Annotated in this window: 24 protein-coding genes and 1 pseudogene; 14 read left to right on the plus strand and 11 right to left on the minus strand. The window is 70.9% G+C overall.

The window, feature by feature from the left end:
* Positions 1-29: 29 nt before the first annotated feature.
* Positions 30-338, minus strand: a pseudogene (gene sodX, locus ACMTAK_RS18405) (nickel-type superoxide dismutase maturation protease); the annotation flags it as partial.
* A gap of 160 nt (positions 339-498) precedes the next feature.
* Here sodX and sodN point away from each other — a divergent pair.
* Positions 499-894, plus strand: coding sequence for a superoxide dismutase, Ni (gene sodN, locus ACMTAK_RS18410; RefSeq protein WP_210947966.1), 396 nt, complete (start codon positions 499-501; stop codon positions 892-894).
* A gap of 112 nt (positions 895-1,006) precedes the next feature.
* Here sodN and ACMTAK_RS18415 read toward each other — a convergent pair whose 3' ends face one another.
* The gene (locus ACMTAK_RS18415) at positions 1,007-1,825 is read right to left on the minus strand and encodes a class I SAM-dependent methyltransferase (RefSeq protein ID WP_413807235.1); all 819 of its coding nucleotides are present in this window, start codon (positions 1,823-1,825) and stop codon (positions 1,007-1,009) included.
* The gene (locus ACMTAK_RS18420; RefSeq protein WP_413807236.1) at positions 1,822-3,159 is read right to left on the minus strand and encodes an XRE family transcriptional regulator; all 1,338 of its coding nucleotides are present in this window, start codon (positions 3,157-3,159) and stop codon (positions 1,822-1,824) included. The genes ACMTAK_RS18415 and ACMTAK_RS18420 overlap by 4 nt, the downstream gene beginning before the upstream one ends.
* Before the next feature lie 135 nt (positions 3,160-3,294).
* On the opposite strand from ACMTAK_RS18420, the gene ACMTAK_RS18425 reads away from it, so the two are divergent.
* Genes ACMTAK_RS18425 through ACMTAK_RS18440 form a run of 4 tightly spaced genes read left to right on the plus strand, consistent with a single transcriptional unit; the run spans position 3,295 to position 5,766 of the window.
* Positions 3,295-3,729, plus strand: a complete 435-nt coding sequence (locus ACMTAK_RS18425) for an ATP-binding protein (RefSeq protein ID WP_413807237.1) — start codon at positions 3,295-3,297, stop codon at positions 3,727-3,729.
* Positions 3,730-3,752: 23 nt separating this feature from the next.
* Positions 3,753-4,868 (plus strand): hypothetical protein, encoded by a 1,116-nt coding sequence (locus ACMTAK_RS18430; RefSeq protein ID WP_413807238.1) that lies wholly within the window; start codon positions 3,753-3,755, stop codon positions 4,866-4,868.
* Positions 4,865-5,224 (plus strand): ASCH domain-containing protein, encoded by a 360-nt coding sequence (locus tag ACMTAK_RS18435; RefSeq protein ID WP_413807239.1) that lies wholly within the window; start codon positions 4,865-4,867, stop codon positions 5,222-5,224. The genes ACMTAK_RS18430 and ACMTAK_RS18435 overlap by 4 nt, the downstream gene beginning before the upstream one ends.
* A gap of 41 nt (positions 5,225-5,265) precedes the next feature.
* The gene (locus ACMTAK_RS18440) at positions 5,266-5,766 is read left to right on the plus strand and encodes an NUDIX domain-containing protein (RefSeq protein WP_413807240.1); all 501 of its coding nucleotides are present in this window, start codon (positions 5,266-5,268) and stop codon (positions 5,764-5,766) included.
* A 45-nt stretch (positions 5,767-5,811) separates the two neighbouring features.
* On the opposite strand, the gene ACMTAK_RS18445 is transcribed toward ACMTAK_RS18440, so the two are convergent.
* Positions 5,812-6,372, minus strand: coding sequence for a TetR/AcrR family transcriptional regulator (locus tag ACMTAK_RS18445; RefSeq protein WP_413807241.1), 561 nt, complete (start codon positions 6,370-6,372; stop codon positions 5,812-5,814).
* Positions 6,373-6,519: 147 nt separating this feature from the next.
* Here ACMTAK_RS18445 and ACMTAK_RS18450 point away from each other — a divergent pair, with 147 nt between their 5' ends.
* Positions 6,520-7,437, plus strand: a complete 918-nt coding sequence (locus ACMTAK_RS18450; protein WP_413807242.1) for an NmrA family NAD(P)-binding protein — start codon at positions 6,520-6,522, stop codon at positions 7,435-7,437.
* Positions 7,438-7,633: 196 nt separating this feature from the next.
* Positions 7,634-10,081, plus strand: coding sequence for a SpoIIE family protein phosphatase (locus tag ACMTAK_RS18455; protein WP_413807243.1), 2,448 nt, complete (start codon positions 7,634-7,636; stop codon positions 10,079-10,081).
* 105 nt (positions 10,082-10,186) lie between these two features.
* On the opposite strand, the gene ACMTAK_RS18460 is transcribed toward ACMTAK_RS18455, so the two are convergent.
* On the minus strand, positions 10,187-10,696 hold the full coding sequence (locus ACMTAK_RS18460) for a pyridoxamine 5'-phosphate oxidase family protein (protein ID WP_413807244.1): 510 nt from the start codon (positions 10,694-10,696) through the stop codon (positions 10,187-10,189).
* A 109-nt stretch (positions 10,697-10,805) separates the two neighbouring features.
* On the minus strand, positions 10,806-11,942 hold the full coding sequence (locus tag ACMTAK_RS18465) for a LysR family transcriptional regulator (RefSeq protein WP_413807245.1): 1,137 nt from the start codon (positions 11,940-11,942) through the stop codon (positions 10,806-10,808).
* 291 nt (positions 11,943-12,233) lie between these two features.
* Here ACMTAK_RS18465 and snpA point away from each other — a divergent pair, with 291 nt between their 5' ends.
* Positions 12,234-12,899 (plus strand): snapalysin, encoded by a 666-nt coding sequence (gene snpA / locus ACMTAK_RS18470; RefSeq protein ID WP_413807246.1) that lies wholly within the window; start codon positions 12,234-12,236, stop codon positions 12,897-12,899.
* Positions 12,900-13,254: 355 nt separating this feature from the next.
* Entirely contained in the window at positions 13,255-13,473 is a 219-nt protein-coding gene (locus ACMTAK_RS18475; protein ID WP_413807247.1) for a hypothetical protein, read from the plus strand.
* 133 nt (positions 13,474-13,606) lie between these two features.
* Here ACMTAK_RS18475 and ACMTAK_RS18480 read toward each other — a convergent pair whose 3' ends face one another.
* Both ACMTAK_RS18480 and ACMTAK_RS18485 read right to left on the minus strand, forming a co-directional pair.
* Entirely contained in the window at positions 13,607-14,068 is a 462-nt protein-coding gene (locus ACMTAK_RS18480; RefSeq protein WP_413807248.1) for an STAS domain-containing protein, read from the minus strand.
* A 227-nt stretch (positions 14,069-14,295) separates the two neighbouring features.
* Complete coding sequence (locus tag ACMTAK_RS18485) at positions 14,296-14,688, minus strand: STAS domain-containing protein (protein ID WP_413807249.1); 393 nt, start codon at positions 14,686-14,688, stop codon at positions 14,296-14,298.
* A 266-nt stretch (positions 14,689-14,954) separates the two neighbouring features.
* Here ACMTAK_RS18485 and ACMTAK_RS18490 point away from each other — a divergent pair, with 266 nt between their 5' ends.
* From ACMTAK_RS18490 to ACMTAK_RS18500, 3 genes are all read left to right on the plus strand, one after another.
* The gene (locus tag ACMTAK_RS18490) at positions 14,955-15,632 is read left to right on the plus strand and encodes an HAD family acid phosphatase (RefSeq protein ID WP_413807250.1); all 678 of its coding nucleotides are present in this window, start codon (positions 14,955-14,957) and stop codon (positions 15,630-15,632) included.
* A gap of 259 nt (positions 15,633-15,891) precedes the next feature.
* Positions 15,892-16,830: a beta-ketoacyl-ACP synthase III gene (locus ACMTAK_RS18495; protein WP_413807251.1), complete on the plus strand. Its 939-nt coding sequence runs from the start codon at positions 15,892-15,894 to the stop codon at positions 16,828-16,830.
* 73 nt (positions 16,831-16,903) lie between these two features.
* Positions 16,904-17,299, plus strand: a complete 396-nt coding sequence (locus ACMTAK_RS18500) for a VOC family protein (protein WP_413807252.1) — start codon at positions 16,904-16,906, stop codon at positions 17,297-17,299.
* On the opposite strand, the gene ACMTAK_RS18505 is transcribed toward ACMTAK_RS18500, so the two are convergent.
* Both ACMTAK_RS18505 and ACMTAK_RS18510 read right to left on the minus strand, forming a co-directional pair.
* Positions 17,288-18,010, minus strand: coding sequence for a helix-turn-helix domain-containing protein (locus ACMTAK_RS18505; RefSeq protein WP_413807253.1), 723 nt, complete (start codon positions 18,008-18,010; stop codon positions 17,288-17,290). The genes ACMTAK_RS18500 and ACMTAK_RS18505 overlap by 12 nt on opposite strands.
* Positions 18,011-18,015: 5 nt before the next feature.
* Entirely contained in the window at positions 18,016-18,240 is a 225-nt protein-coding gene (locus tag ACMTAK_RS18510; RefSeq protein ID WP_413807254.1) for a hypothetical protein, read from the minus strand.
* A gap of 660 nt (positions 18,241-18,900) precedes the next feature.
* On the opposite strand from ACMTAK_RS18510, the gene ACMTAK_RS18515 reads away from it, so the two are divergent.
* A complete protein-coding gene (locus ACMTAK_RS18515) occupies positions 18,901-20,103 on the plus strand; it encodes an IS110 family RNA-guided transposase (RefSeq protein WP_413807255.1) in 1,203 nt (400 codons plus the stop codon).
* Between the two features lie 139 nt (positions 20,104-20,242).
* Here ACMTAK_RS18515 and ACMTAK_RS18520 read toward each other — a convergent pair whose 3' ends face one another.
* Complete coding sequence (locus ACMTAK_RS18520; RefSeq protein ID WP_413807256.1) at positions 20,243-21,154, minus strand: glutaminase; 912 nt, start codon at positions 21,152-21,154, stop codon at positions 20,243-20,245.
* 171 nt (positions 21,155-21,325) lie between these two features.
* On the opposite strand from ACMTAK_RS18520, the gene ACMTAK_RS18525 reads away from it, so the two are divergent.
* Positions 21,326-21,916 (plus strand): N-acetylmuramoyl-L-alanine amidase, encoded by a 591-nt coding sequence (locus ACMTAK_RS18525; protein ID WP_413807257.1) that lies wholly within the window; start codon positions 21,326-21,328, stop codon positions 21,914-21,916.
* Positions 21,917-21,986 lie beyond the last annotated feature (70 nt).

Here is a 21,986-nt window from a genome sequence, read left to right on the forward strand (position 1 = left end):
CGCAGCCGCACCCAGGCCCGGGCCACCACCAGCTCGTCCGGCACGACGCCGAACTCCCGGCTGTCGTTCTCCACGTACGGGTTGTCGCCCTTGACCCACCAGCCGCCCTCGCGCCGCTCCACCGCGCGCTTGACGATCAGCAGATCCTGCCGGAACGGATGACGCAAAACCACCACGTCCCCCGGCCGTACGGGCGCGCCGTAGCGCACCACCAACTGGTCGCCGGGGTACAGCGTCGGCTGCATCGACGGGTTGTACACCTCCGCGAGCCCGATCCGCAGCAGCCCGCGCTGGTCACGGTCCGGCTCCTGCCCGCGATCGCCCTGCTGCTCCCGCATCACGGCACCTCCGGTCCTCACCCTGCACCCATCACGATCCCAGGCATTCCAGCCTTGCACTGGACTTTTGACCTAAGCCCCCCGGGGCACCCGAGAAAAGGCTTCCCCCACGGAGTAATCTCGCACCTGAGAAGACGATCACGAATGGAAGGACAGCTCTATGCTCTCCCGCCTGTTCGCCCCCAAGGTTCAGGTCAGCGCCCACTGCGACCTGCCCTGCGGTGTGTATGACCCGGCCCAGGCACGTATCGAAGCCGAGTCCGTCAAGGCCATCCAGGAGAAGTACCAGGCCAACGAGGACCCGCACTTCCGTGCCCGTGCCACCACCATCAAGGAGGAGCGCGCGGAGCTCGCCAAGCACCATGTCTCGGTGCTGTGGAGCGACTACTTCAAGCCCCCGCACTTCGAGAAGTACCCCGAGCTGCACCAGCTGGTCAACGACACCCTCAAGGCCCTGAGCACGGCCAAGGGCTCGACCGACCCGGCCACGGGGCAGAAGGCCCTGGACTACATCGCCCAGATCGACAAGATCTTCTGGGAGACCAAGAAGGGCTGACCCCGCCCTTCCCCAGCACCACCAGACCGCACCCGAGCCGCCCCGAGTGGCCCGGGTGCGGTCTTCTCTTCCTCAGCCGCGGATGCATGGATCCTTCGCGTGATGTGGCGGCTCAGCGCCGGCAAACGAGTACACCGCCCTTGCAGTGGATCTCGAACGCACCGCGCCGGGAGATGTGATCGGCCAGGATGGCGCGTGCTCGTTCGATGATCGCGTCGAAGGGCACGTCGTGCTGGTCGGCCCACGCACGGTACGACGCCATGTGCGCGATGACGGGTGCCGGGTCACGGACCGTGATGACACCCGGCAGCTCGATGGTCTGCACGTCACCGAACTCCTCCCCGAGGAAGGCAGGGGCCTTCTCCAGGGAGAAGCGGGCACTGAGCGAGATGCGGGACGGTCCCCGTCCGGTGCCGAGGACGTCCCCTGCGGCCCGCTCCCAGAGGTCGTCCAGTTCGGCCTTGTCCCGGTCGCTGTTGGTGGAGGCGATCACCAGCCCGTCCCGCTTCACCACGCGGGACAGCTCGCCGACCGCCTGGGCGATGTCGGTGACGTGATAGAGCATGTGCAGGGCCAGCGCCGCATCACAGCTCGCGGTGGCGATCGGCAGGCGAGTGGCATCCGCCACAGCGACCGGGCCGGGTACCCCGTCGAGGATGCCGGGGGCGATGTCCAGGCCCAGCACGGTCAAGTCGGTGCGATCCCGGCGGAGCCGCTTGATGAACCGACCGTTGCCGCATCCAACATCGACCACGAGTCCGTGTAGGTCACTCAATCGCTCGGCGACCATGCCAGGGAGGTCGTAGCGGGGCGTCTGCCACCGATAGAGAGACTGCCGGGCGGCGAGGTCCCGGTCGCCGTTGTACGCGCTCCCGGCGAGGCGGTCCCGATCGGTGACGGCGGCATCGTGGGCGGCGGACAGTTCGGTCACGTCGATAGCTCCGAAGGACGGGCGGCGGGCGAAGCCGCGAGGACTGCCGTGCACTGGAGTCTTTCGCGTAAGTCTGCTGCCCGCGCGGCTCCCCCGTACTGCGGACCACCCAGCTCGCGGCGCAGCGCGATGAGTCGTCGCACGATGCTGGCCGAAATGCGCTCCGGTGGGGCGTCCAGGACGAAGGCGAGCATCGCCTCGGTGCCGTCCAGATCGCCCAGAAGCAGGTGGCCACGGGCGAGGTCGAGGTGGGCGGCAAAAAGGTCGCCGACCGACCGGTCGTCGTTCTCCGCATCACCGTAGAGGCGGATCGCGGTGCCCGCGCAGGCGATCGCCTGCTGGATGTGTGCCGGTCCGCCCACGGCGAGGTGGGTCGTCCCGGCATATGCGAACTGTTTGGCCGCCGGGAAGGCGAAGAGTCCCGGTGCCTCGTCCGGGTCGGATGCCGCCTCACGGGAACGATCGGCGTCGGCCAGCGCTGCCACCGCGCCTGCCCGGTCTCCCACTATGGCCAGAGCACGCCCCTCCAGACTGGCCAGGCGGGCGGTGATACTCCCACTCGCTCGGTGCCTTCGCCCCGCCCGGGCCAGTCCGGCCGCCTGCACGTACCGCCCGGTCCAATAAGCGATCAGAGACTCCACGGCTCGCACCCAGGCCAGCATCCCTTCGTGCCCGGCCGCCCCCGCGCACGCCCGGGCGGTACGTGCGTGGGTGGCCGCTGAGCCGTAGTCGCCCAGGTCCAGGCAGACGTGGGCGGACAGGCCGCACAACCGTGAAGCCGCGACGTACAGATCAGCGGTCTGCCGAGGGTGCTGACGCCCGCGCAGCAACTGGAACACCCCGTCCCGTAAGCGCTTGATCTCGACGTACAGCTCCAGCAGTGGGTGGCTGACGTAGGCGCGGGCAAGCTGAGCGACGTCAGCCTCCAACTGCTCGACAACGGACTCGTCGGCGTTGCGCTGCGCGATGAACCGGGCGAAGTCCGCGGACGCCGTGGCATCCGCCGACACCGCGTTCGCCACGGGACATGGACGCGCCTCGCGCGACACGGGCGGCTCCTGCGCCTGCACAGCCCCGTCGTCGCCGCTCCGGCGTCTTTTGGTGACTGTGGCGGCCTGGTCGAGTGCCGCGACGTCGATGCCGAACACCTTCGCCAGGTATCTCCGCGTGTACGGAACGGGGATACGTGTCTCGCGCTCGTAGCGGCCCATCTCCTTGCCGGTCTTGGTGCAGCGCCCTTCCAGTGCGTTGTACTCATCGGCCACCCGCTGCTGAGTCCAGCCTCGCTCGGTGCGCAGCCGGGCGAGCAGCGCTCCGATCCCCAAGTCGCCCATCCCACTCTCCCCGGAGCACAGGACTTCTGGCCCCCATAGTGGCCCCCAGAACGGCTCCCACGCTGGCTCCCGACCCGAACGAGCTACGGCGGTTGGCTAGGGGACATGTCGAGGAAGCCGCCCAAAGAACAGGACATGCCCGAGCCGGACCCCATCGGCAGCAGGCCCGTCGAGCACCGCTCAATGAGCTTCGCCCGGCGCGAGCACACCGTCCCCGCTGTTCGCGGTTTCGTTTCCGAGGCACTTACGCAGTGGCAGCAAACCGAACGCATCGACGACATTCGGCTGTGCGCCTCCGAGCTGGCCACCAATGCCCTGCTACACGGAGCCTCGGAGGACGGACGACCGGTTCTCGTACGCATCGAACTTCACGACGCCCTGCTGCGCCTCGAAGTGCACGACAGCGGTGACGGCACGCCCACCATGCGGGAGCCGCAGGCAACGGCAGACGACGGCCGTGGCCTGCTACTCATCTCCGCTGTTGCCGACAACTGGGGTGTGGATCAACAACAAGGCCCCGGCAAATGCGTCTGGGCCACCTTCGAACACAGCTCGGTACCAGCATGCTGACACCCAACTCAGGGAGATATCCCGTGACAATCCGCCCATTATCACCGAACACCGTGCTCGCCAACGCCCTCCACCACGCAGAAGACGTCCTGACCCCGCGCATCATGGCTGCGCCGCCCGAGCGGATCACAATGGTCGTCGGTACACAGATCAACGGCGCCCCCCACATCGGCACATCGCTCGTCCAGTCCCTGGCCTTCACCATGGCCGCCCGCTTGCGTGACCGCTTTGGCCTCCCCTCCGAGGTCCTGTTCAGCGCCCTCGACAACGCTCCGTACGAGTTGGCTACCGACCCGGTCAGCGGCCACCGCTATCAGCGCGCCTACGCCCAAGCACTCAGTGACGAGGCTCTGACCAACCTCATCACCACCCTCTACCAGCCCCTGTTCACCTCGCTGTCCCGCCACCTGGGAATCCCGCATCGAGTCGAGATCTACAGCCAGCAGCAGGCCGACGAGCACTTCCGCCGTACCTGGCTCCGCCTCCTGCCCCGCCTCGACGCCGCCCGCTGGTGGCTCGCCCCCTCCACCGGCACACCACACCTGCGCGTCCCCTGCCCGCACCTCGGCTGCGGCTGGGCCGAGAAGCACGCCGAACGCACCCGCGTCCACCTCACCGGCCGCGAGACCGCCCAAGTGGCCGCCGTCTGCCTCCACCACGGCCCCTACCGGGCCACCGTCTCCCCCACCGGAGGGGCATACCTGGACCTGGCCACCCTGTACCGCAACGTGGTCAAGGAACTGGCCCTGTCCAGCCCCCATGGCACCCTGCACATCATGGTCAAGGGCGGCGACTGGGTCTTCGGCTCCCACCTGGTCGACGAGGCTCTCCAGTCCGTCGGCTTCATCCGCTCCCAACTGCCAGCCCGCCTCTTCTGCCCCCAAGTCGTCACCGACACCGGCGCCAAGCTGTCCAAATCCCTCATCCGCGAAGGCCGCACCCCCGCGCCTGACGGCACCGCCGACTGGATGCTCGACACCCGGAAATGGCCCGGCACCACCACGGAGTATGCCGAGCAACTGCTGTCCCTGGCCGATACCTTGCTCTCGGACCCGCGCCACTTCTTCCGGTCGTACTCAGCCGCCGAGATCGGCCGCATGATCACCACACCAGCCATCAGGAGCGTCCCCGCCCCATGACCGATACCACTGCCCGCGTCCACGAGCTCAACCTCTACCGCCAGTACTTCGGCCTCGTCGCCGCGGGCGCCAAGAACATCGAGGTGCGGGTGAAATACCCGCACCTCGCCGACCTCGCCCCTGGCGACACCATCCGATTCCGCATCAAGGGCACCGACGAAACCTGCGAGGTCAAGGTCAAGCGGGTCACCGAGTACCCGAGCTTCGAGGCCCTGCTCGACGGCGAGGGTCCGGCCAACGTCAACCCGACCGCCACTCGCGAACAGCAGCTCAACAACATCCGAGCCATCTACCCGCCCGAGAAGGAAGCCCTTGGCGCTCTGGCCATCGGAATCGAACGTACCGCTGATCATTAGGCCGAAGCTGTCCACCAATGGGGCGAAGAAGGAACGTAACCGTGGCTCAGCCTCAGTCCGACGACCAGCCCAAAGCCCTGCCGCCCGCCTACGAATCCATGACCCTGCTGGTCGCCGCCGTCATCGTCCACGACAAGGCCAACAACCGCGTCGTCCTCCTCCAGCGCAGCCAGAACGCCAAGTTCGCCCAGGGCATGTGGGACCTCCCTGGCGGCAAGAGCGAACCCGGCGAACCCATCAGCGAGACGGCAGTGCGGGAGCTGCACGAGGAGACCGGCCTGACCGTGACGTCAGAGGCACTGAAGGTTGCCCACATCATCCACGGAACCTGGGGCGTCGAAGCCCCCAACGGCTTCCTCACCGTCGTCTTCGCCGTCTACGAATGGACCGGCGAGCCCGAGAATCGCGAACCGCGCAAGCACGCGCAGGTCTGCTGGGTCGATGCCGACACCATCCCCGCGCAGTTCGTGGACACCACCGCCAGTGCCCTTCACCGCTACCTCGCGGGTGGTCCGGAAGTCTCCCTCGACGGCTGGCGTTAGGAACACCGACGCCCTTGCTGGGCAGGTGGGTTGAGACCTCGCCCCTCACCCCCGCGGACTGATGCCCGCCACGGTCAGGTGCAGCAGCCGGGTCGCCTCGGTGGCGGGGTCGGGGTGGTGCTGGGTGGCCAGGGCGATGCCGGCGACCAGGGTGACCAGGTCGACCGGGGTCACGCCGGGGGCCACCGCACCGGCCCGCTCGGCTCGCCGTAGCAGGGGCTCGCCCGCGTCGGCGAGGGGGGTCACGCAGGGGTTCGCGTGTTCCGGGTCGAGTTCGCCGTCCCGTAGGAGCGCGGTGGCCAGGCCCTGCACCGTGGCGGAGTAGACGGTGAGCGCGCCCAGCCAGTCCAGCAGGGCGGCCCGTACGTCGTCCGCCTCCGCGAGTTCACGGGCGCGGGTGGCCAGGGTTTCGATGCGCTCGCGGAAGACCGCTTCCAGCAGGGCGCGCCGGGTGGGGAAGTGGCGGCGCACGGTGGCCGAGCCGACTCCGGCGGTGCGGGCGATCTGCTCCAGGGAGGCGTCGGCGCCGTGCGTGGCGACCTCCTCCTCGGCGACGGCGAGGATGCGCGCGTAGTTGCGCCGGGCGTCCGCGCGCTGGGCGGGCATGGCGTCACCTCCGGGTCGCCAAGTGGCGGGTTGCTAAGTGGCGGGGCCCTCCGTATCGTACCGAGTCATAAGTGGCGGGGCCCGCCGTTTAGCCTTTCCAGTCGACTTGTCGATGAGTCGATACCCTTCTGCCCGAGGAGCAGCAGCATGACCGTGGAATCCCCGACGTCCGCCCCCGTCCTCGTCACCGGTGCCACCGGACAGCAGGGCGGCGCCACCGCCCGGGCCCTGCTCTCGGCGGGCGTTCCCGTGCGGGCCCTGGTCCGCGACCCCGCATCCGAGCGGGCCAAGGCCGTGGCGGCGCTCGGTGCCGAGCTGGTCAAGGGCGACCTCCTCGACCTCGACTCGGTGCGGCGGGCCGCCGAGGGGACGCGTGCCGTCTTCTCGGTCCAGTTGCCCGATATGAACGACCTCCAGGGCGACTCCGAGTGGGTCCAGGGGCGCAACCTGATCGACGCCGCGCGGGACGCGGGGGTGGCGCAGTTCGTGCACACCTCCGTCTCCGGCGCCGGGCAGCACCACAACGCGCCCGGCTGGGCGGAGGGCCGCTGGGCGGCGCTGGAGAACTACTTCGCCACCAAGACCGGCCTCCAGGACCGGGTCCGCGAGGTGGGCTTCCGCCACTGGACGCTCCTCAAGCCCGCCTTCTTCATGGAGAACTTCCTGTCCCTGCTCCCGAACGGCCCCGAGGGCGGCCTGGCCACCATCCTCAAGCCCGGCACCGAACTCTCCCTCATCGCCGTCGCCGACATCGGCACGGCGGCCGCCGCGGCCTTCGCCGACCCGGAGCGGTTCCACGAGGTCGAGCTGGAACTGGCGGGCGACCGTATGACGATGACCCGGGTCGCCGAGGTCCTCTCCGAAGTCACGGGCGCCGAGCTGACCGCCCCGTCGATGACCGTGGAGGAGGCGCTCGCCGCCGGGATGCCGCAGTGGGGCTTCGGGCATGAGTGGACGAACACGGTCAGCCAGCCCGCCCGCCCCGAGTTCGCACGCGCCCTCGGCCTCCCGCTCACGAGCTTCGCCGAGTGGGCCGGGCGGCATCTGCGGCCCGCGGTGGTCTGACCCGCGCGCTCCCCAAGGCGTCCGCTCCGGGCTCGGGAGGGCCGTCCCCTCCGGGCTCGGGAAGGCGTCCGCTCCGGGCTCCGGAAGGCGTCCGCTCCGGGCTCCGGGCTGTGGTTGATGCCCGGACCGGAGTGGACCAGGCTGGAAGGGAACCCTGGTGGACGGACCCGGTGCCGTCCTCGGAGGGATGGCGAGGATGAAGCGCCACGACAGCGGCTCCGCGCGGGAGCGGGGCGGCTTCGACGAAGCGGATACGGCACGAGCCACCGTAAGCGATGACGGGACGCTGACCAGCTGGAACGAGGGCGCCCGTCGATTGCTCGGGCATCCGTCCCCCGATGTCGTGGGACGGCCCGCCGCCGATCTGCTGGCCGATCCGGGCCGCGCGACGGGCGCCGAGGCCCGCCGTGCCCGCACCCGGCTGACCCGGTGGCACGGGATCGTGGCGCTGCGCCACCGGGACGGCCGCGAGATGCCCGTACCGCTGCTGGCGCACCGCAGACGGCCGGAGGGCGACTGGCTGCTGGTGACCGCGGCGCCCCGCGCGGAGCAGCCCCCCGAGTCATGGGACGACGCGCTGATGCAGTGGGCCTACGCCCAGTCGCCCTGCCCGATGGCGATCTACGACGCCGATATGCGGCTGCGCAAGGTGAACGCCGAAATGGCCCGCGTCACCGGCCTCCCCGAGACGGAGATCCGCGGTCTGCGGCTGTCGGAGATCAAGGGCAAGCTCCAGAGCGAACAGCTCGAAGCGGCCATGCGCCATGTGCTGACCACCGGCGAGCCGCGCGAGGTGGAGACGTATCTGCGCACCGGAAGCGGCGAGCTCAAGGAGCAGGCGTGGTCGGCCCGGTTCGCCCCGCTACGGGCGAGGGACGGGCGGGTGTACGCGGCCTGCCTGGCGGCGCACGACATCACCGATCAGTATCTGGCCCGCCAGCGGCTGCTGCTGCTGAGCGCGGCCAGCGAACGGATCGGCTCCACCCTCGACATCGACCACACCGCGCAGGAGCTCGCCGACGTCTGCGTACCGCGGCTGGCCGACTACGCCAGCATCGACCTGCTGGACCGGCTGACCCAGGAGGAGGAGCTGCCGTCCGGGCCGCTCACCGACCCGGTCGTGCTGCGCCGCGCCGCCCGGCAGTCCATTTACGAAGGGTGCCCGGAGTCCGTGGTGCCGGTGGGGAAGGTGGACACCTACCCGAAGGTCTCGCCGATGGCCGAATGCCTGGTGGCGGGGCATCCCATCATCCACACGTCCACCCATCCCTCGATCGCCGAGTGGGGTGCGCTGAAGACCGACCGCGCCGAGACGATCCGGCGGTTCGGCGTCCACTCGATCATGTCGGTGCCGATCCGGGCGCGGGGGACGACGCTCGGAGTGGCCGTATTCGCCCGCCACCGCACCCCCGAGGCGTTCACCCAGGACGATGTGGTGCTGGCCGAGGAGATCACCACCCGGGCCGCCGTCTGCGTGGACAACGCCCGCCGCTTCACCCGGGAGCGCAACACCGCTCTGGCGCTGCAGCGCAGCCTGCTGCCGCGGACCCTCCCCCAGCCACCGGCCGTCGAAGTCGCCTCCCGCTATCTGCCCGCCGGCCCGTACGCGGGCGCGGGCGGGGACTGGTTCGACGTCATCCCGCTCTCCGGGGCGCGGGTCGCGCTGGTGGTGGGCGATGTGGTCGGCCACGGCATCCAGGCGTCGGCCACCATGGGCCGGCTGCGGACGGCGGTCCGTACCCTCGCCGACGTCGATCTGCCGCCGGACGAGCTGCTCACCCACCTCGACGACCTGGTGATCCACCTGGCCGCGGAGACCGGGGCCGAGGAGGCCACCGGGGACGTGGGGGCCACCTGTCTGTACGCGGTCTACGACCCGGTCTCGCACCGCTGCTCGCTGGCCGCGGCCGGGCACCCCGCCCCGGCGCTGGCCAGGCCCGACGGCTCCGTGGAGTTCCTGCCGGTGCCGCCCGGACCGCCGCTCGGGGTCGGCGGGCTGCCCTTCGAGGCGATGGAGACCGAACTGCCCGAGGACGCCGTGCTCGCCCTCTACACCAACGGGCTGATGGGGGAATGGGACCGCGATGTGGACGAGGGGCGGCTGCTGCTGGCCGACGCGCTGGCCCACCCCTGCGGCTCCCTGAGCGGCACCTGCGACGCCGTGCTGCGGACGCTTCTCCCGGGCGAGGGCGTGCCGGACGACGTCGCGCTGCTACTCGCCCGCACCCGCGCCCTGGACGCGGCACACGTGGCCACCTGGGACGTGCCCGCCGACCCGGCGTGGGTGGCGCGGTCCCGCCGGAACGTGACGGAGCGGCTGACCGAATGGGGACTCGACGAGGCCGTCTTCACCACCGAGCTGGTCGTCAGCGAGCTGGTCACCAACGCCATCCGGCACGCCGTACCGCCCATCCAGCTGCGGCTGATCCATGACCACTCGCTGATCTGCGAGGTCACCGACTCCTCCAGCACCGCCCCGCATATGCGCCGCGCCCGCACCTTCGACGAGGGCGGCCGCGGGCTGCTGCTGGTCGCGCGGCTCAGCCAGCGCTGGGGAAGCCGGCAGACCGCCGAGGGCAAGACGATCTGGTCGGAGCAGACGCTGCCGGTGGGGCTGCCCGGCGGGCTGCTCGACCTGGACTGACCGGACCGAACGGCTCGGGGGTTACGAACGGCCGGGGGTTACGAACGGCCCGGGGGGTTGCGAACGGCCCGGGGGGTTGCGAACGGCCCGGGGCCTCCGTGGGCGTCAGAAGCGCCAGCGCGTCTGGCCGTACTCGCCCTTGCGGAAGCCGAAGGCCGTGGCCGGGGCGACCCGGAAGACCAGGGCCTCATGGCCCTCGTGGTGGAAGGCGCCGTCGCGCACCTGGAAGGTCCACTCCTCGCCGTACTTCTCCACATACGCCGCGGCGATCCGCCGCAGCGTGGCATCGTCCCGCACCGGCTCGGCCGCGCCCTCGACCACCAGGTCAAGACCCTCGCGCAGCACGCCCGCACCCGTGGTGAGGGCACAGCGCGGATTGTGCGCGAGGTTGCGGGCCTTCTGCTCGGCGGGGCCGGTGCAGAAGCAGAGCGCGCCGTCGAACCAGACGGCGATGAGCGGGGTGACGTGGGGACGGCCGTCCCGGCGGACCGTGGACAGCCAGTAGAGCTCCGCGGCCGCCAGCCCCTCACGCCCCTCGGGCCAGGCGGTGGCGGTGGCGTCCGGGCTGCTGAAACGAGTGTCCAGCGCGGTCTGCGGTTCGTGCTCGGTGATCATCTGCTCGCTCCTCGCATGGCGTGGCGGTCCGGTGCGGTCCCGTGTGCTTGGACCGCCCGGCGGAGCGGAAGTCATCGCTCGCCACCCATTAGGGGCTACGGGTTCGGGGCTACGAGACCTCGGCGGGCCCGGCGAGCCCCAGGATGTCGAGCTCGTCGCGGGTCGGGGGCTCCTGGAGGCGCAGCAGCGGGCTCTCGTTGCGGACCAGCCACTGGCGGTACGCGACGCTCGCCCAGGCGATCTCGAAGTACGCGTCCGCCAGGTCGCCGAAGAGGGCGTCCACGTCGAGGGGCGCACCGGACGCCGTGGCACCGACGCCGACGGGCACACCGGACACCCGGTCCGGGGCGAGTTCGGTGGCGCCGGTACGGACCACCGTGTCCGGGGCGGATCCGTCAGCGCCGGTACGGGCCGCCGGGACCGCCCGTGAGGCCAGGAACAGCCGGACCGTCAGCGGATCCCCGTGCAGCGGGCGGACCGCCACGCCCTGGCGGGACCGCGCGGTGGGCTGGCAGGGGGTGACCACCTCGCCCGAGGCGACCAGGTCGGCGGCGGTCAGATAGTCCCCGTAGACCACCCTCGGATTGAGCCCGGCGGCGGCCAGCACCCGGCGCAGCCCGGGCCCCTCGCCGTCCACGCTGGGGTCCACCATCCACTGGTCGGCGGCGAGCTCGGCGAGCCGCACCACGGGGCGCGCGGCGGCCGGATGGGTTTCGGCCAGCGCCACGAACTGCGGCTCCCGCTCCACGAGCACCCGGCGCTCCACGCCCTCGGGCACCCGCAGCGGCGCGCCCTCGACCTCGTGGACGAAGGCGACGTCCAGCTGATTGGCGGCCACCATCTGCAACAGCGCGTTGGCGGAGACGTCGATGTGGATGGTGGTGTCCGCGTCCGGGTAGCGGGCGCGGAGCCTGCGCAGCCAGCCGACCACGGCCCGGCTGCCCGTGCTGCCGATGCGCAGCCGGGCGTCGGCGGTCTGCCCCGCCTCCAGCCGGACCTCGCTGACGAGGGCGTTCATCTCGGCCACGATCGGCCGGGCGCGGCACAGCACGGACCGCCCCAGCGGGGTCGGCCGACTGCCGGTGACCTCCCGCGAGAACAGCCGGCCGCCGACGGTGTTCTCGATCCGCCGGAGCTGGGTCGTCAAGGACGGCTGGGTCATGCCCAGTTGACGCGCCGCCTTCCGTAGGCTGCCGGTGTCGGCTATGGCGCACAGTGCACGGAGGTGCCTCACCTCGAGCTCCACGGCGGGAGCATAACTGCGCACTTGTCCGTCACACCAGACTCTGAAATCCCGCCAACCCGTACCGGAATCGATCAATCGGTGGTCAAACACGGGTCAACGGGGTGTCAAACACCGGTCATCGGCGGACCCTGAACGCCCGGCGGGGGATATGCCCTCGTCCTATCACCAGTTGATATCTCCGCGTACGGCCGGTTCTCCTCAAGACTCTGCGTCAGCCAAGAGTTCATCCCACGGCCCCGGCCGCCACCCCACACGGCGACCGGGGCCCGAGGACGATGAGGAGCCCCCCACATGTCACTCCCCAAGCTGGCGCTGTCCGCGACCATCGGCCTCGGCCTGGCGGTCTCCCTGTCCGCCATGCCCGCGTCCGCGGCCACGCCCGACCACGCCACGGCCCAGCGCGGTGCCGCGGCCGCCGCCTACACGGCGAGCGGCGAGGAGCGGGCCGACACCGACGCCTTCATCAAGGCCGTCATGAAGTCGGCGCTGGAGAAGCGGGCGAAGTCGCGCAGCGCGACGGCGGCCGTCACCGTGACCTACAACGCGAGCCAGGCCCCGACCTTCAAGTCGGTGATATCCCGCTCCGCCCAGATCTGGAACTCCGCGGTGAGCAACGTGAAGCTCCAGGAGGGCAGCAACGCGGACTTCACCTACCGCGAGGGCAATGACCCCCGAGGCTCGTACGCGAGCACCGACGGGCACGGCAGCGGCTATGTCTTCCTGGACTACGCCCAGAACCAGGAGTACGACTCGACCCGGGTCACCGCGCACGAGACCGGCCATGTGCTGGGTCTGCCGGACCACTACGAGGGTCCGTGCAGCGAGCTGATGTCCGGTGGCGGCCCCGGCACGTCCTGCACCAACTCGCAGCCGAACCAGGCCGAGATCAGCCGCGTCAACCAGCTCTGGGCCAATGGCCTGGCCAAGCTCGAGAAGCAGCTGGCCAAGACCCACTGAGCCCGCCGAACCCACTGATCCACTGATCCGCTGGATCAGGGCCTGACCGCCCGCACCCGGTTCCCGACGCCGGGTGCGGGCGCTCGGCGTGTGCGGACGTGCGGGGTGTCCGGACGTGCGGGGCGTCCGGCGGACCACGCGAGGGCTCCGCCCCTGGACCCCGGGGCCTGGGGCGGAGCCCCAGTCGCGGGAACGGGCGGGGAGGGGGAGAGCACACCTGGGCCCGTGCGGCCCCGGTCGTCACGGGAAGCGACGCCGCCTCCGGCCGGAGGTACCGTATAGACACCAGGAGCATTTCGCACAAACCGGCCGGATTCCCTCCAGCTCTGGGCCCCGGCCGCAGGAAGTGAGCACCATGGAGACCCTGATCACCGTGGTCGTCATCCTCGCGCTGATCGCCGTGGGCGCCCTGCTGATCCACCGGACCAATGTCCAGAACGGCAACCGCATGTCCCCCGAGAGCCACGAGACCCTCCCGGGCGGCGGGCGGCCCCGCCATCGCGCCTGGGGCCGCGGGCGGCAGCACCGGGGCCATCGGGTGGCTCCTCCCCCGCCCCAGGACCGCCGCCCCTAGGGTCCTTCTGACGGATCTCCACGGAGATCCATCAGAAGCCCCCTAGCGCGCCCCGCCGGGCGACCGGCGCAGGGGTCTGGGGCGGAGCCCCAGTTGTGGGAAGGGCGGGGAGCGGAGCAGCCCGCCACAGGCGTCAAGCCCCGCCGGACACCTGGCCCTCCTCCTCGCCCAGCGCCTCGTCCAGCGTGGCCACCGGCTCGAGCACATCCAGCATCCGCCCCGCCCGCAGCGTGCGGAGGATCAAGGGGTCGTCGCAGACCAGCCGCATCCGCCCGCCTCGCTCCCGCACGCGCCGATGGGCCCGGCACAGCAGCCCCAGGCCCGAGCAGTCGAAGAAGGCGGTCGGGCGTAAGTCCACGATCACCGCGGGCCGGTCCCCGGCCGTGGCCGCGTCCAGCGCCGGTCCCACGCTTCCCACCCCGGCGATGTCGATCTCACCGTGGAGCTCCACGACGGCGTACCCGCCGACCCGGTGCGTACGAACCCGGGGAACGACGTCATCGACCGGATCCTCGCTCGCGGGCTCCCGCCCGGCGTTCTGGGCACCGCGATCCATCGGCGCCGGCGCATCACGGGGAGCGCCTTGCTGCGTCATCGCGATATCCCCTCGGAACGGCACACTGCCCCTCTCACCTTCGTCAGGTCCCGGAAGCGGGCAAGGTCGGGCATCGGGTGCGAAATCCGCCGGGTCCTCAGGCGACGTTCCGCGAGCGTAAGGGGGTGACCCCCGGTTACAGAGGGAGGGACGCAGCATTCCGCCGGTAAAGACCGTTCGTTCGAGTGAATTTCGGTTTTTACTATTGACACTTGGTCAGATACGGCCTATGCGAGGGCGTCACCGCCTCCTCCGGCCACCGGACCCGCCGCGCCCGCGATCGCCGGAGTCAGATCTTCCAGTACCTCGAAGGCGTCGTCCAGCCGGACCATGCGCAGCAGCCGCAGAAAGCGTGGATCGCCGATGACGAGCCGCAGCCGCCCGTCCCGCTCCAGCACGCGATTGCGCAACCGGCACAGTAACGACAGTCCGGCGCAGTCCAGGAATGTGACCGGCCGTAGGTCCAGGATCAGATCCGGGCACCGCACCTGAACGAGGGAATCGAGTCGAGCCACGATCCGCCCCGCGGCGAAGATGTCCAGTTCTCCCGCGATTTCGGCGACGGTGACTTCGCCGAGCGCGTGGACTCGGACGCCGAAGGCGGGCCGATCATCGAACATGCAAGCCTCCTTGACCTGGTGGAGGCGCGCGACACCGGAGCCCGCGGCCACGCCGGTCATCGCCGGGGTCCAGGCCGGCCCTTCAGTAGATGACATACCCATCTACCGGCTGACCAGTCAACGAAGGGCCCGACACGTGTCGTTGACCTATTTAAGGCCCCTCGGTCGCGAACCGTTACTCGCCGGTAAAGCAGAGGCCTTCTCATGTCCACCGGCAGCCGTGAACATGCCATCCGGCAATCGCCTCGACGCGAAGGAAGTGACCGATGACAGCAGGACGCGTGCGATCACGGCGGCTCGGCATGACGACGGTGGTCGTCGCCCTCACCATCGGCGTCGGCGGAACGGCCACCACGGCGACCGCCGCCACGCCCGGCACCACCGGCACCACCGGCACCACGGCGGCCACGGCGACCGCAGCGGCGCCGTCGAGCGCCACCGCCGCCGAGGAGGTCGACTACGAGACCTGGCAGCGTGATGTTCGCGCCATCATCGACGAGCAGGCCCGCCCCTACATCGAGGAGCGCACGGCCGACCCCTCCGGCGAGAAGCGGGCCATCGTGCTGGACATCGACAACACCTCGCTGGAGACGGACTTCGGCTTCAGCTACCCGCAGCCCGCCGTCGAGCCGGTGCTGAAGCTCGCCCAGTACGCCCACGACCGCGGTGTGGCCATCTTCTTCGTCACCGCGCGCCCCGGCATCATCTACCTGCCGACCGAGTACAACCTGGAGAAGGTCGGCTACCCGGTGGCCGGTCTGTACGTACGCCATCTGCCGGACCTCTTCCAGGACGTGGCGGAGTACAAGACCGCCAAGCGGGCGGAGATCGAGAAGAACGGCTACACGATCATCGCCAACATCGGCAACAGCCCCACCGACATCACCGGTGGCCACGCCGAGAAGTCCTTCAAGCTTCCGGACTACGACGGCCAGCTCTCCTGATACGACGGCCAGGTCCCCTGATCCGACTGCCCTGAGCCGGCTCTCCTGAGCCGCGGTCAGAGGTCATCCCCTCCCGCCACGACCCCCGGTACCCGCCAGGGAAAGGCCGGGAACTCCAGATCTTGGCGCCCAAGATTGGTGAGTAGCCCGAGCGCACGGCACGTCTGCTCCGCTCAAGACTGGACACACCGCAGACTGTCCGTCGAGATCTCCGCAAAATCGCGCGGATACGTCGACACTGGCGCTAAGGGGATGACCGATGACCGGCTCGCACGTACTGGCGCTCGGCCACTACCAGCCCGCGAAGGTGCTCGACAACAACGACCTCGCGGCCATGGTCGACACCAGCGACGAGTGGATCCGCAGCCGGGTGGGCATCCGCACCCGCCATCTGGCCCGCGCCGACGAGACGGTCGACGAGATGGCCGCGGCGGCCGCCGCCAAGGCGCTGGCCAACAGCGGGCTCGCCCCCTCCGACATCGACCTCGTGCTCGTCGCCACCTGCACGGCGATCGACCGCAGCCCCAATATGGCGGCCCGGGTCGCCGCCCGGCTCGGGCTGGCCCACCCCGCCACCATGGACCTCAATGTGGTGTGCGCGGGCTTCACCCACGCCCTCGCCACCACCGACCACACCATCCGGGCCGGGGCGGCCGGCGCGGCCCTGGTGATCGGCGCGGAGAAGTTCAGCGCGGCCACCGACTGGACCGACCGCTCCACCTGCGTGCTGACCGGCGACGGCGCCGGCGCGGCCGTTGTGGTGGCGGCCGAGCGGCCGAGCGTCGGCCCCGTGGTGTGGGGCTCGGTCCCGGAGATGGGCGATGCGGTCCGTATCGAGGGCACACCGCCCCGGTTCGCACAGGAAGGCCAGGCCGTCTACCGCTGGGCCACCACCCATCTGCCGCCGATCGCGCGGGAGGTGTGCGAACGGGCCGGGCTCTCCCCGGAGGACCTGGCCGGTGTCGTACTGCACCAGGCCAATCTGCGGATCGTCGAACCGGTCGCGCGCAAGCTGGGCGCGGTCAACGCGGTGATCGCCCGCGATGTGGTGGAGTCCGGCAACACCTCGGCGGCCAGCATTCCGCTCGCCCTCTCCAAGCTGGTCGAACGCGGCGAGGTGCCCTCCGGCGCCCCGGTGCTGCTGTTCGGCTTCGGCGGCAACCTGTCGTACGCGGGCCAGGTCATCCACTGCCCGTAAGGGCGCCCCGCTCTCGACGGGGGCGTCCGATTCGTTCAAGACCGGCCGCCCGGGCGCTCCCTACGCTGCCCGTATGACAGCACGATTCGACGCCATCGGCCTGGTCGTCGCCGACATGGCCGCCTCCCTCGCCTTCTACCGCCTTCTCGGCCTCGACATCCCCGCCGACGCCGACACCCAGCCCCACGTCGAGGCCGCCCTGCCCGGCGGCGCGCGGCTGATGTGGGACACCATCGCGACGGTGCGCTCCTTCGAACCGGAGTGGACGCCGCCGAGCGGCTCCCACCAAGTGGGGCTGGCCTTCGCCTGCGACAGCCCCGCCGACGTGGACAAGACCTACCAGGACCTCGTGGAGGCGGGGGTGCGCGGCAAGCTGGAGCCGTGGGACGCGCCCTGGGGCCAGCGCTACGCCACGGTCCTCGACCCCGACGGCAACGGCATCGACCTCTTCGCCCCGCTACCCTCCTGACCCCCGCAGCAGCCGTCCCAGGGGCACCCCCGCCAGCGCCCTGACGTCGCGGGCGAGATGGGCCTGGTCGGCGTAGCCCGCCGTGGCCGCGACCTCCGCGAAGGGGAGGCCGGTGCGCGCCAGGTCCAGGGCCCGGTTCAGCCGGAGCACCCGGTCCAGCGTCTTGGGGCCGTAGCCGAACGCGGCGAGGGAGCGGCGGTGCAGTTGCCGCTCCCCCAGGCCCACGGCGGCGGCGATCCCGGCCACTGCCGTACCGTGCGAGACCCCCGCGACGATCGCGGCGAGCACCGGATCGGGCGGTTCCGCGGTTCGCAGCCGTCCGAAGGCCGCCTCCTCCAGAAGGCGGCCCGCGGCCGTCTGCCCGGTGGCGATCCGCTCGGCCAGCCGCCGGACCTCCGCGCCCGGCCAGAGCGCGGCCAAGGGCACCCGCAGATCGCGGAGTTCATGCGCTGGTACGCCCAGTACGGCAGGGCCGGTGCCGGGCGCGAACCGCAGCCCCACGGCGCGGGTGCCCGGCGCGCCGGAGGCCAGGTGCGCACGGGTGTCCGGCCCGGCGACCAGCAACTCGCCGTCCGGCCCCGGTCCCGCCTCGCTCCAGATCAGATCCGTGCAGCCGTCGGGGAGCACCCGCTGCGGCCCGGTGCCGGCCGTACGGGTCCACACCACGGCGCCGTGGCCGATCAGCGCCCTCCGCTCCCGGTACTCGCTCAAGGCGCTCAAGGGACCTCGCGCAGATACATCGCGCCGCAGGAGTGACAGAACGGCCCCGCGTCGCCCGTGGCCCACATGTCGGCGGCCTGGGTCTCGGCGTCCGGATCCAGCTCCCGCCCGCACATCGCGGTCGTTCCGTTCCCGCGGACCATGTGCCAGATCTTGACCGGCGCGCCCGCGACCCGCCCGGGGCTGCCCTCCTCGTATTCGGCGCGCATCTCGTGCTGCATGGCGGTACACCTCCTGCTCACACCACCACTACTCTCCATGCTCCCGCCACGCCAGGCCGCGCGCCACCTCCACCAGCGCGCCGCCCGCGCTCCCACGCGCCCGCGCCGGAGCCATGCGCCCACGCTACGGGGTGTCCGGCGACCCACGCGGCGGAGCCGCAAATCGCCGCTTTCCCCTCCCCGCTACCAGGGCCTCCGCCCCTGGACCCCGAAATCAAGGGCCGGCCCCCACCACAACGCACGGCCTGGCCCGCAGCCGGTGGCTCCACCCCCGTACACCGGGGCCTGGGACAGAGCCCCAGTCACGGAAAGCGGCAGGGAGGAGAACAACCCGCCACAGGCGGCACGAGCCGCCGACGCGCGGCCTGACCCGCAGCCGGTACCGGGGGGCTCCCCCGTTATCTTCTTCGCGGTCCTGCAAGGGGACCGCTGGCCTCCGGGCCCGGCATGACTGTTCCCCCCTGTCGAAGGGATGACCTGGGGGGTGGTGTCACCGGACCCGAGGGGTGCCGTTGGAGACGCTGATGAGAGGTCCGACTACCGCCCGGCCTGGCGCAACGCCAGGCCGCTTGCGGGCGGCAGGTCTGCATAACGTGGATGCGCGCGTACGGCCCCGAAGCCCTGGCCAGCACCGCACGAACCCCGCTTTGGGAGGATGGGTTGGACGACATCGACGACGTGGGCGTCTTCCTCGGCCTGGACGTCGGCAAGAGCGCCCACCACGGGCACGGCCTCACCCCGGCCGGCAAGAAGGTCTTCGACAAGCAGCTGCCCAACAGCGAGCCCAAGCTGCGGGCCGTCTTCGACAAGCTGGCCGCGAAGTTCGGCACCGTGCTGGTGATCGTGGACCAGCCCGCCTCGATCGGAGCCCTGCCCCTGACGGTCGCCCGGGACACCGGCTGCCAGGTCGCCTACCTGCCGGGCCTGTCCATGCGGCGAATCGCCGACCTCTACCCGGGAGAGGCAAAGACCGACGCCAAGGACGCCGCGGTGATCGCGGACGCAGCCCGCACCATGCCGCACACCCTGCGCTCGCTTCAGGTGACCGACGAGATCACCGCCGAACTGACCGTGCTGGTCGGCTTCGACCAGGACCTGGCAGCCGAGGCCACCCGCACCTCCAACCGGATACGCGGCCTGCTCACCCAGTTCCACCCCAGCCTGGAGCGCGTCCTCGGACCCCGCCTGGACCACCATGCTGTGACCTGGCTGCTGGAACGCTACGGATCCCCGTCCGCCCTGCGAAAGGCCGGTCGACGCAGACTGATCGAGGTGATCCGGCCCAAGGCCCCACGCATGGCCCAGCGCCTGATCGACGAAGTCTTCGACGCACTCGACGAGCAGACCGTCACCGTCCCCGGCACGGGCACCCTCGACGTCGTGATCCCCTCGCTGGCCCGCTCGCTCGCCGCCGTTCACGAACAGCGGCAAGCTCTGGAAGCGCAGATTGCGGCCCTCCTGGAGGAGCACCCTCTTTCCCAGGTCCTGACCTCGATGCCGGGGGTCGCGGTCAGGACCGCCGCCACCTTGCTGGTCACCGTCGGCGACGGCACCAGCTTCCCCACCGCCGCCCACCTGGCCTCCTACGCCGGCCTCGCCCCGACAACGAAGTCGTCGGGCACCTCGATCCACGGCGAACACGCGCCCAGAGGCGGCAACCGACAGCTCAAACGGGCCATGTTCCTGTCCGCGTTCGCCGCCCTGCACGATCCCGCCTCCCGTTCCTACTACGACCGGTGCCGGGCCCGAGGAAAGACCCACACACAAGCCCTCCTCCGCCTGGCCCGCCACCGCATCAGCGTGCTGTTCGCCATGCTCCGCGACGGCACCTTCTACGAACCCAGAACCCCCCGCCTCGCTTGACGAAAGACATAGAGGCACCCCCACCCCGTCACCAGGCACCCCACCCCCGCACACCGGGGCCTGGGGCGGAGCCCCAGTTACGGGAAGGGGCGGGGAGGGGAACAGCCCGCCGCAGGCGGCACGAGCCGGCGGGCGCCGGCTAGAAGACGGACCAGCCGGTCAGCGTGGTGAAGTGGTCCAGCGCCGCCAACCCGGCCACCGAGTTGCCGCGGTCGTCGAGACCAGGACTCCAGACGCACAGCGTGCAACGCCCGGGCACCACCGCGACGATGCCACCGCCGACCCCGCTCTTGCCGGGCAGCCCGACCCGATAGGCGAAGTCGCCCGCCGCGTCGTACGTACCGCAGGTGAGCATGACCGCGTTGACCCGCTTGGCCTCGCTGCGCGACAGCAGCCGCGAGCCGTCCGCGCACACCCCGTGGCGGGCGAGGAAGCCGCCCGCCAGGGCGAGGTCGCGGCAGCTCATCTCGATCGAGCACTGCCAGAAGTAGTGCTCCAGGACGGTCGGCACGGGGTTGTCGAGATTGCCGTATCCGGCCATGAAGTGGGCGAGGGCGGCATTACGGTCGCCATGGGCGGTCTCGGAGGCGGCGACCTCCTGGTCGAAGGCGAGGCCCGGGTTGCCGCTCTCGGCGCGCAGGAAGTCCAGCATGGTGGTGCTGGCGTCGCCGGTAAGGGTGTGCAGCCGGTCCGTGACGACGAGCGCCCCGGCGTTGATGAACGGATTGCGCGGGATGCCGTGCTCGTACTCCAGCTGTACCAGGGAGTTGAAGGGGTTGCCCGAGGGCTCCCGGCCGACCCGCCGCCACAGCTTCTCGCCGTCCTCGGCGAGGACGAGCGCGAGGCTGAACGCCTTGGAGATGGACTGCATCGAGAAGGCCCGCTCCCAGTCGCCGACCCCGGTGACCCGGCCGTCGACGTCGGCGAGCGCGATCCCGAAGCGGTCCGCGTCCACCGAGGCGAGCGCCGGGATGTACTGGGCCACCCGGCCCCTGCCGATCTGCGGCCGAACATGGGCCGCGACCTCCTCCAGCACTGCCTGGTAGTCCATGGTGCGGTGCGTCTCCTGTTGCGAGGTCGTACGGATGAGCCGGTCCGCACGATAACGCGCCCCCCACAATTCATCACCCCATGTGTTTATGGGTGTGCGTGGGGTAAGCAAGCGGGTGAACGTGGCGGACCGCGACCGGGGCCCGCCACAGGACCAGAACGGAGGCAGGGCATGGCCTCACCCATGTCCGCGGGGGACTTCCTGGCGGCGCTGACGAACGAGGGCGTAGAGGTGACGCAGGTCGGCGACTGGCGGCACCACAACCGGAACCACAAGGGGCCGTGGGGCCCGGTGCACGGGGTGATGATCCACCACACCGTCACCTCCGGCACCGAGGAGACCGTGGAGATCTGCCGGGACGGCTTCGAGGGGCTGCCCGGCCCGCTGTGCCACGGCGTGATCGCCAAGGACGGCGGCGTCCATCTGGTCGGCTACGGCCGCGCCAACCACGCCGGGCTGGGCGACGACGACGTCCTGCGGGCGGTGATCGCCGAGAAGGCGCTCCCGTCGGACAACGAGGCGAACACCGACGGGAACCGCGCCTTCTACGGCTTCGAATGCGAGAACCTCGGCGATGGCGAGGACCCATGGCCCGAGGCCCAGCTGGACGCGATCACGCGGGCCGCGGCGGCCGTGTGCCGCCATCACGGCTGGACCGAGCGCTCGGTGATCGGCCACCTCGAATGGCAGCCGGGCAAGGTGGATCCGCGCGGCTTCACCATGGCCTCGATGCGCGACCGGATCCGCGAGCAGCTCAAGTAGGACGCTCAGGGACGCACAGCGCACCCTTGGGAAGCACGCAGCGTGTGAGGACGGCCGCGGAGCGGCCGGG

Origin of the sequence: Streptomyces lacaronensis (assembly GCF_047337785.1) — a bacterium.
GTDB lineage: Bacteria > Actinomycetota > Actinomycetes > Streptomycetales > Streptomycetaceae > Streptomyces > Streptomyces lycopersici.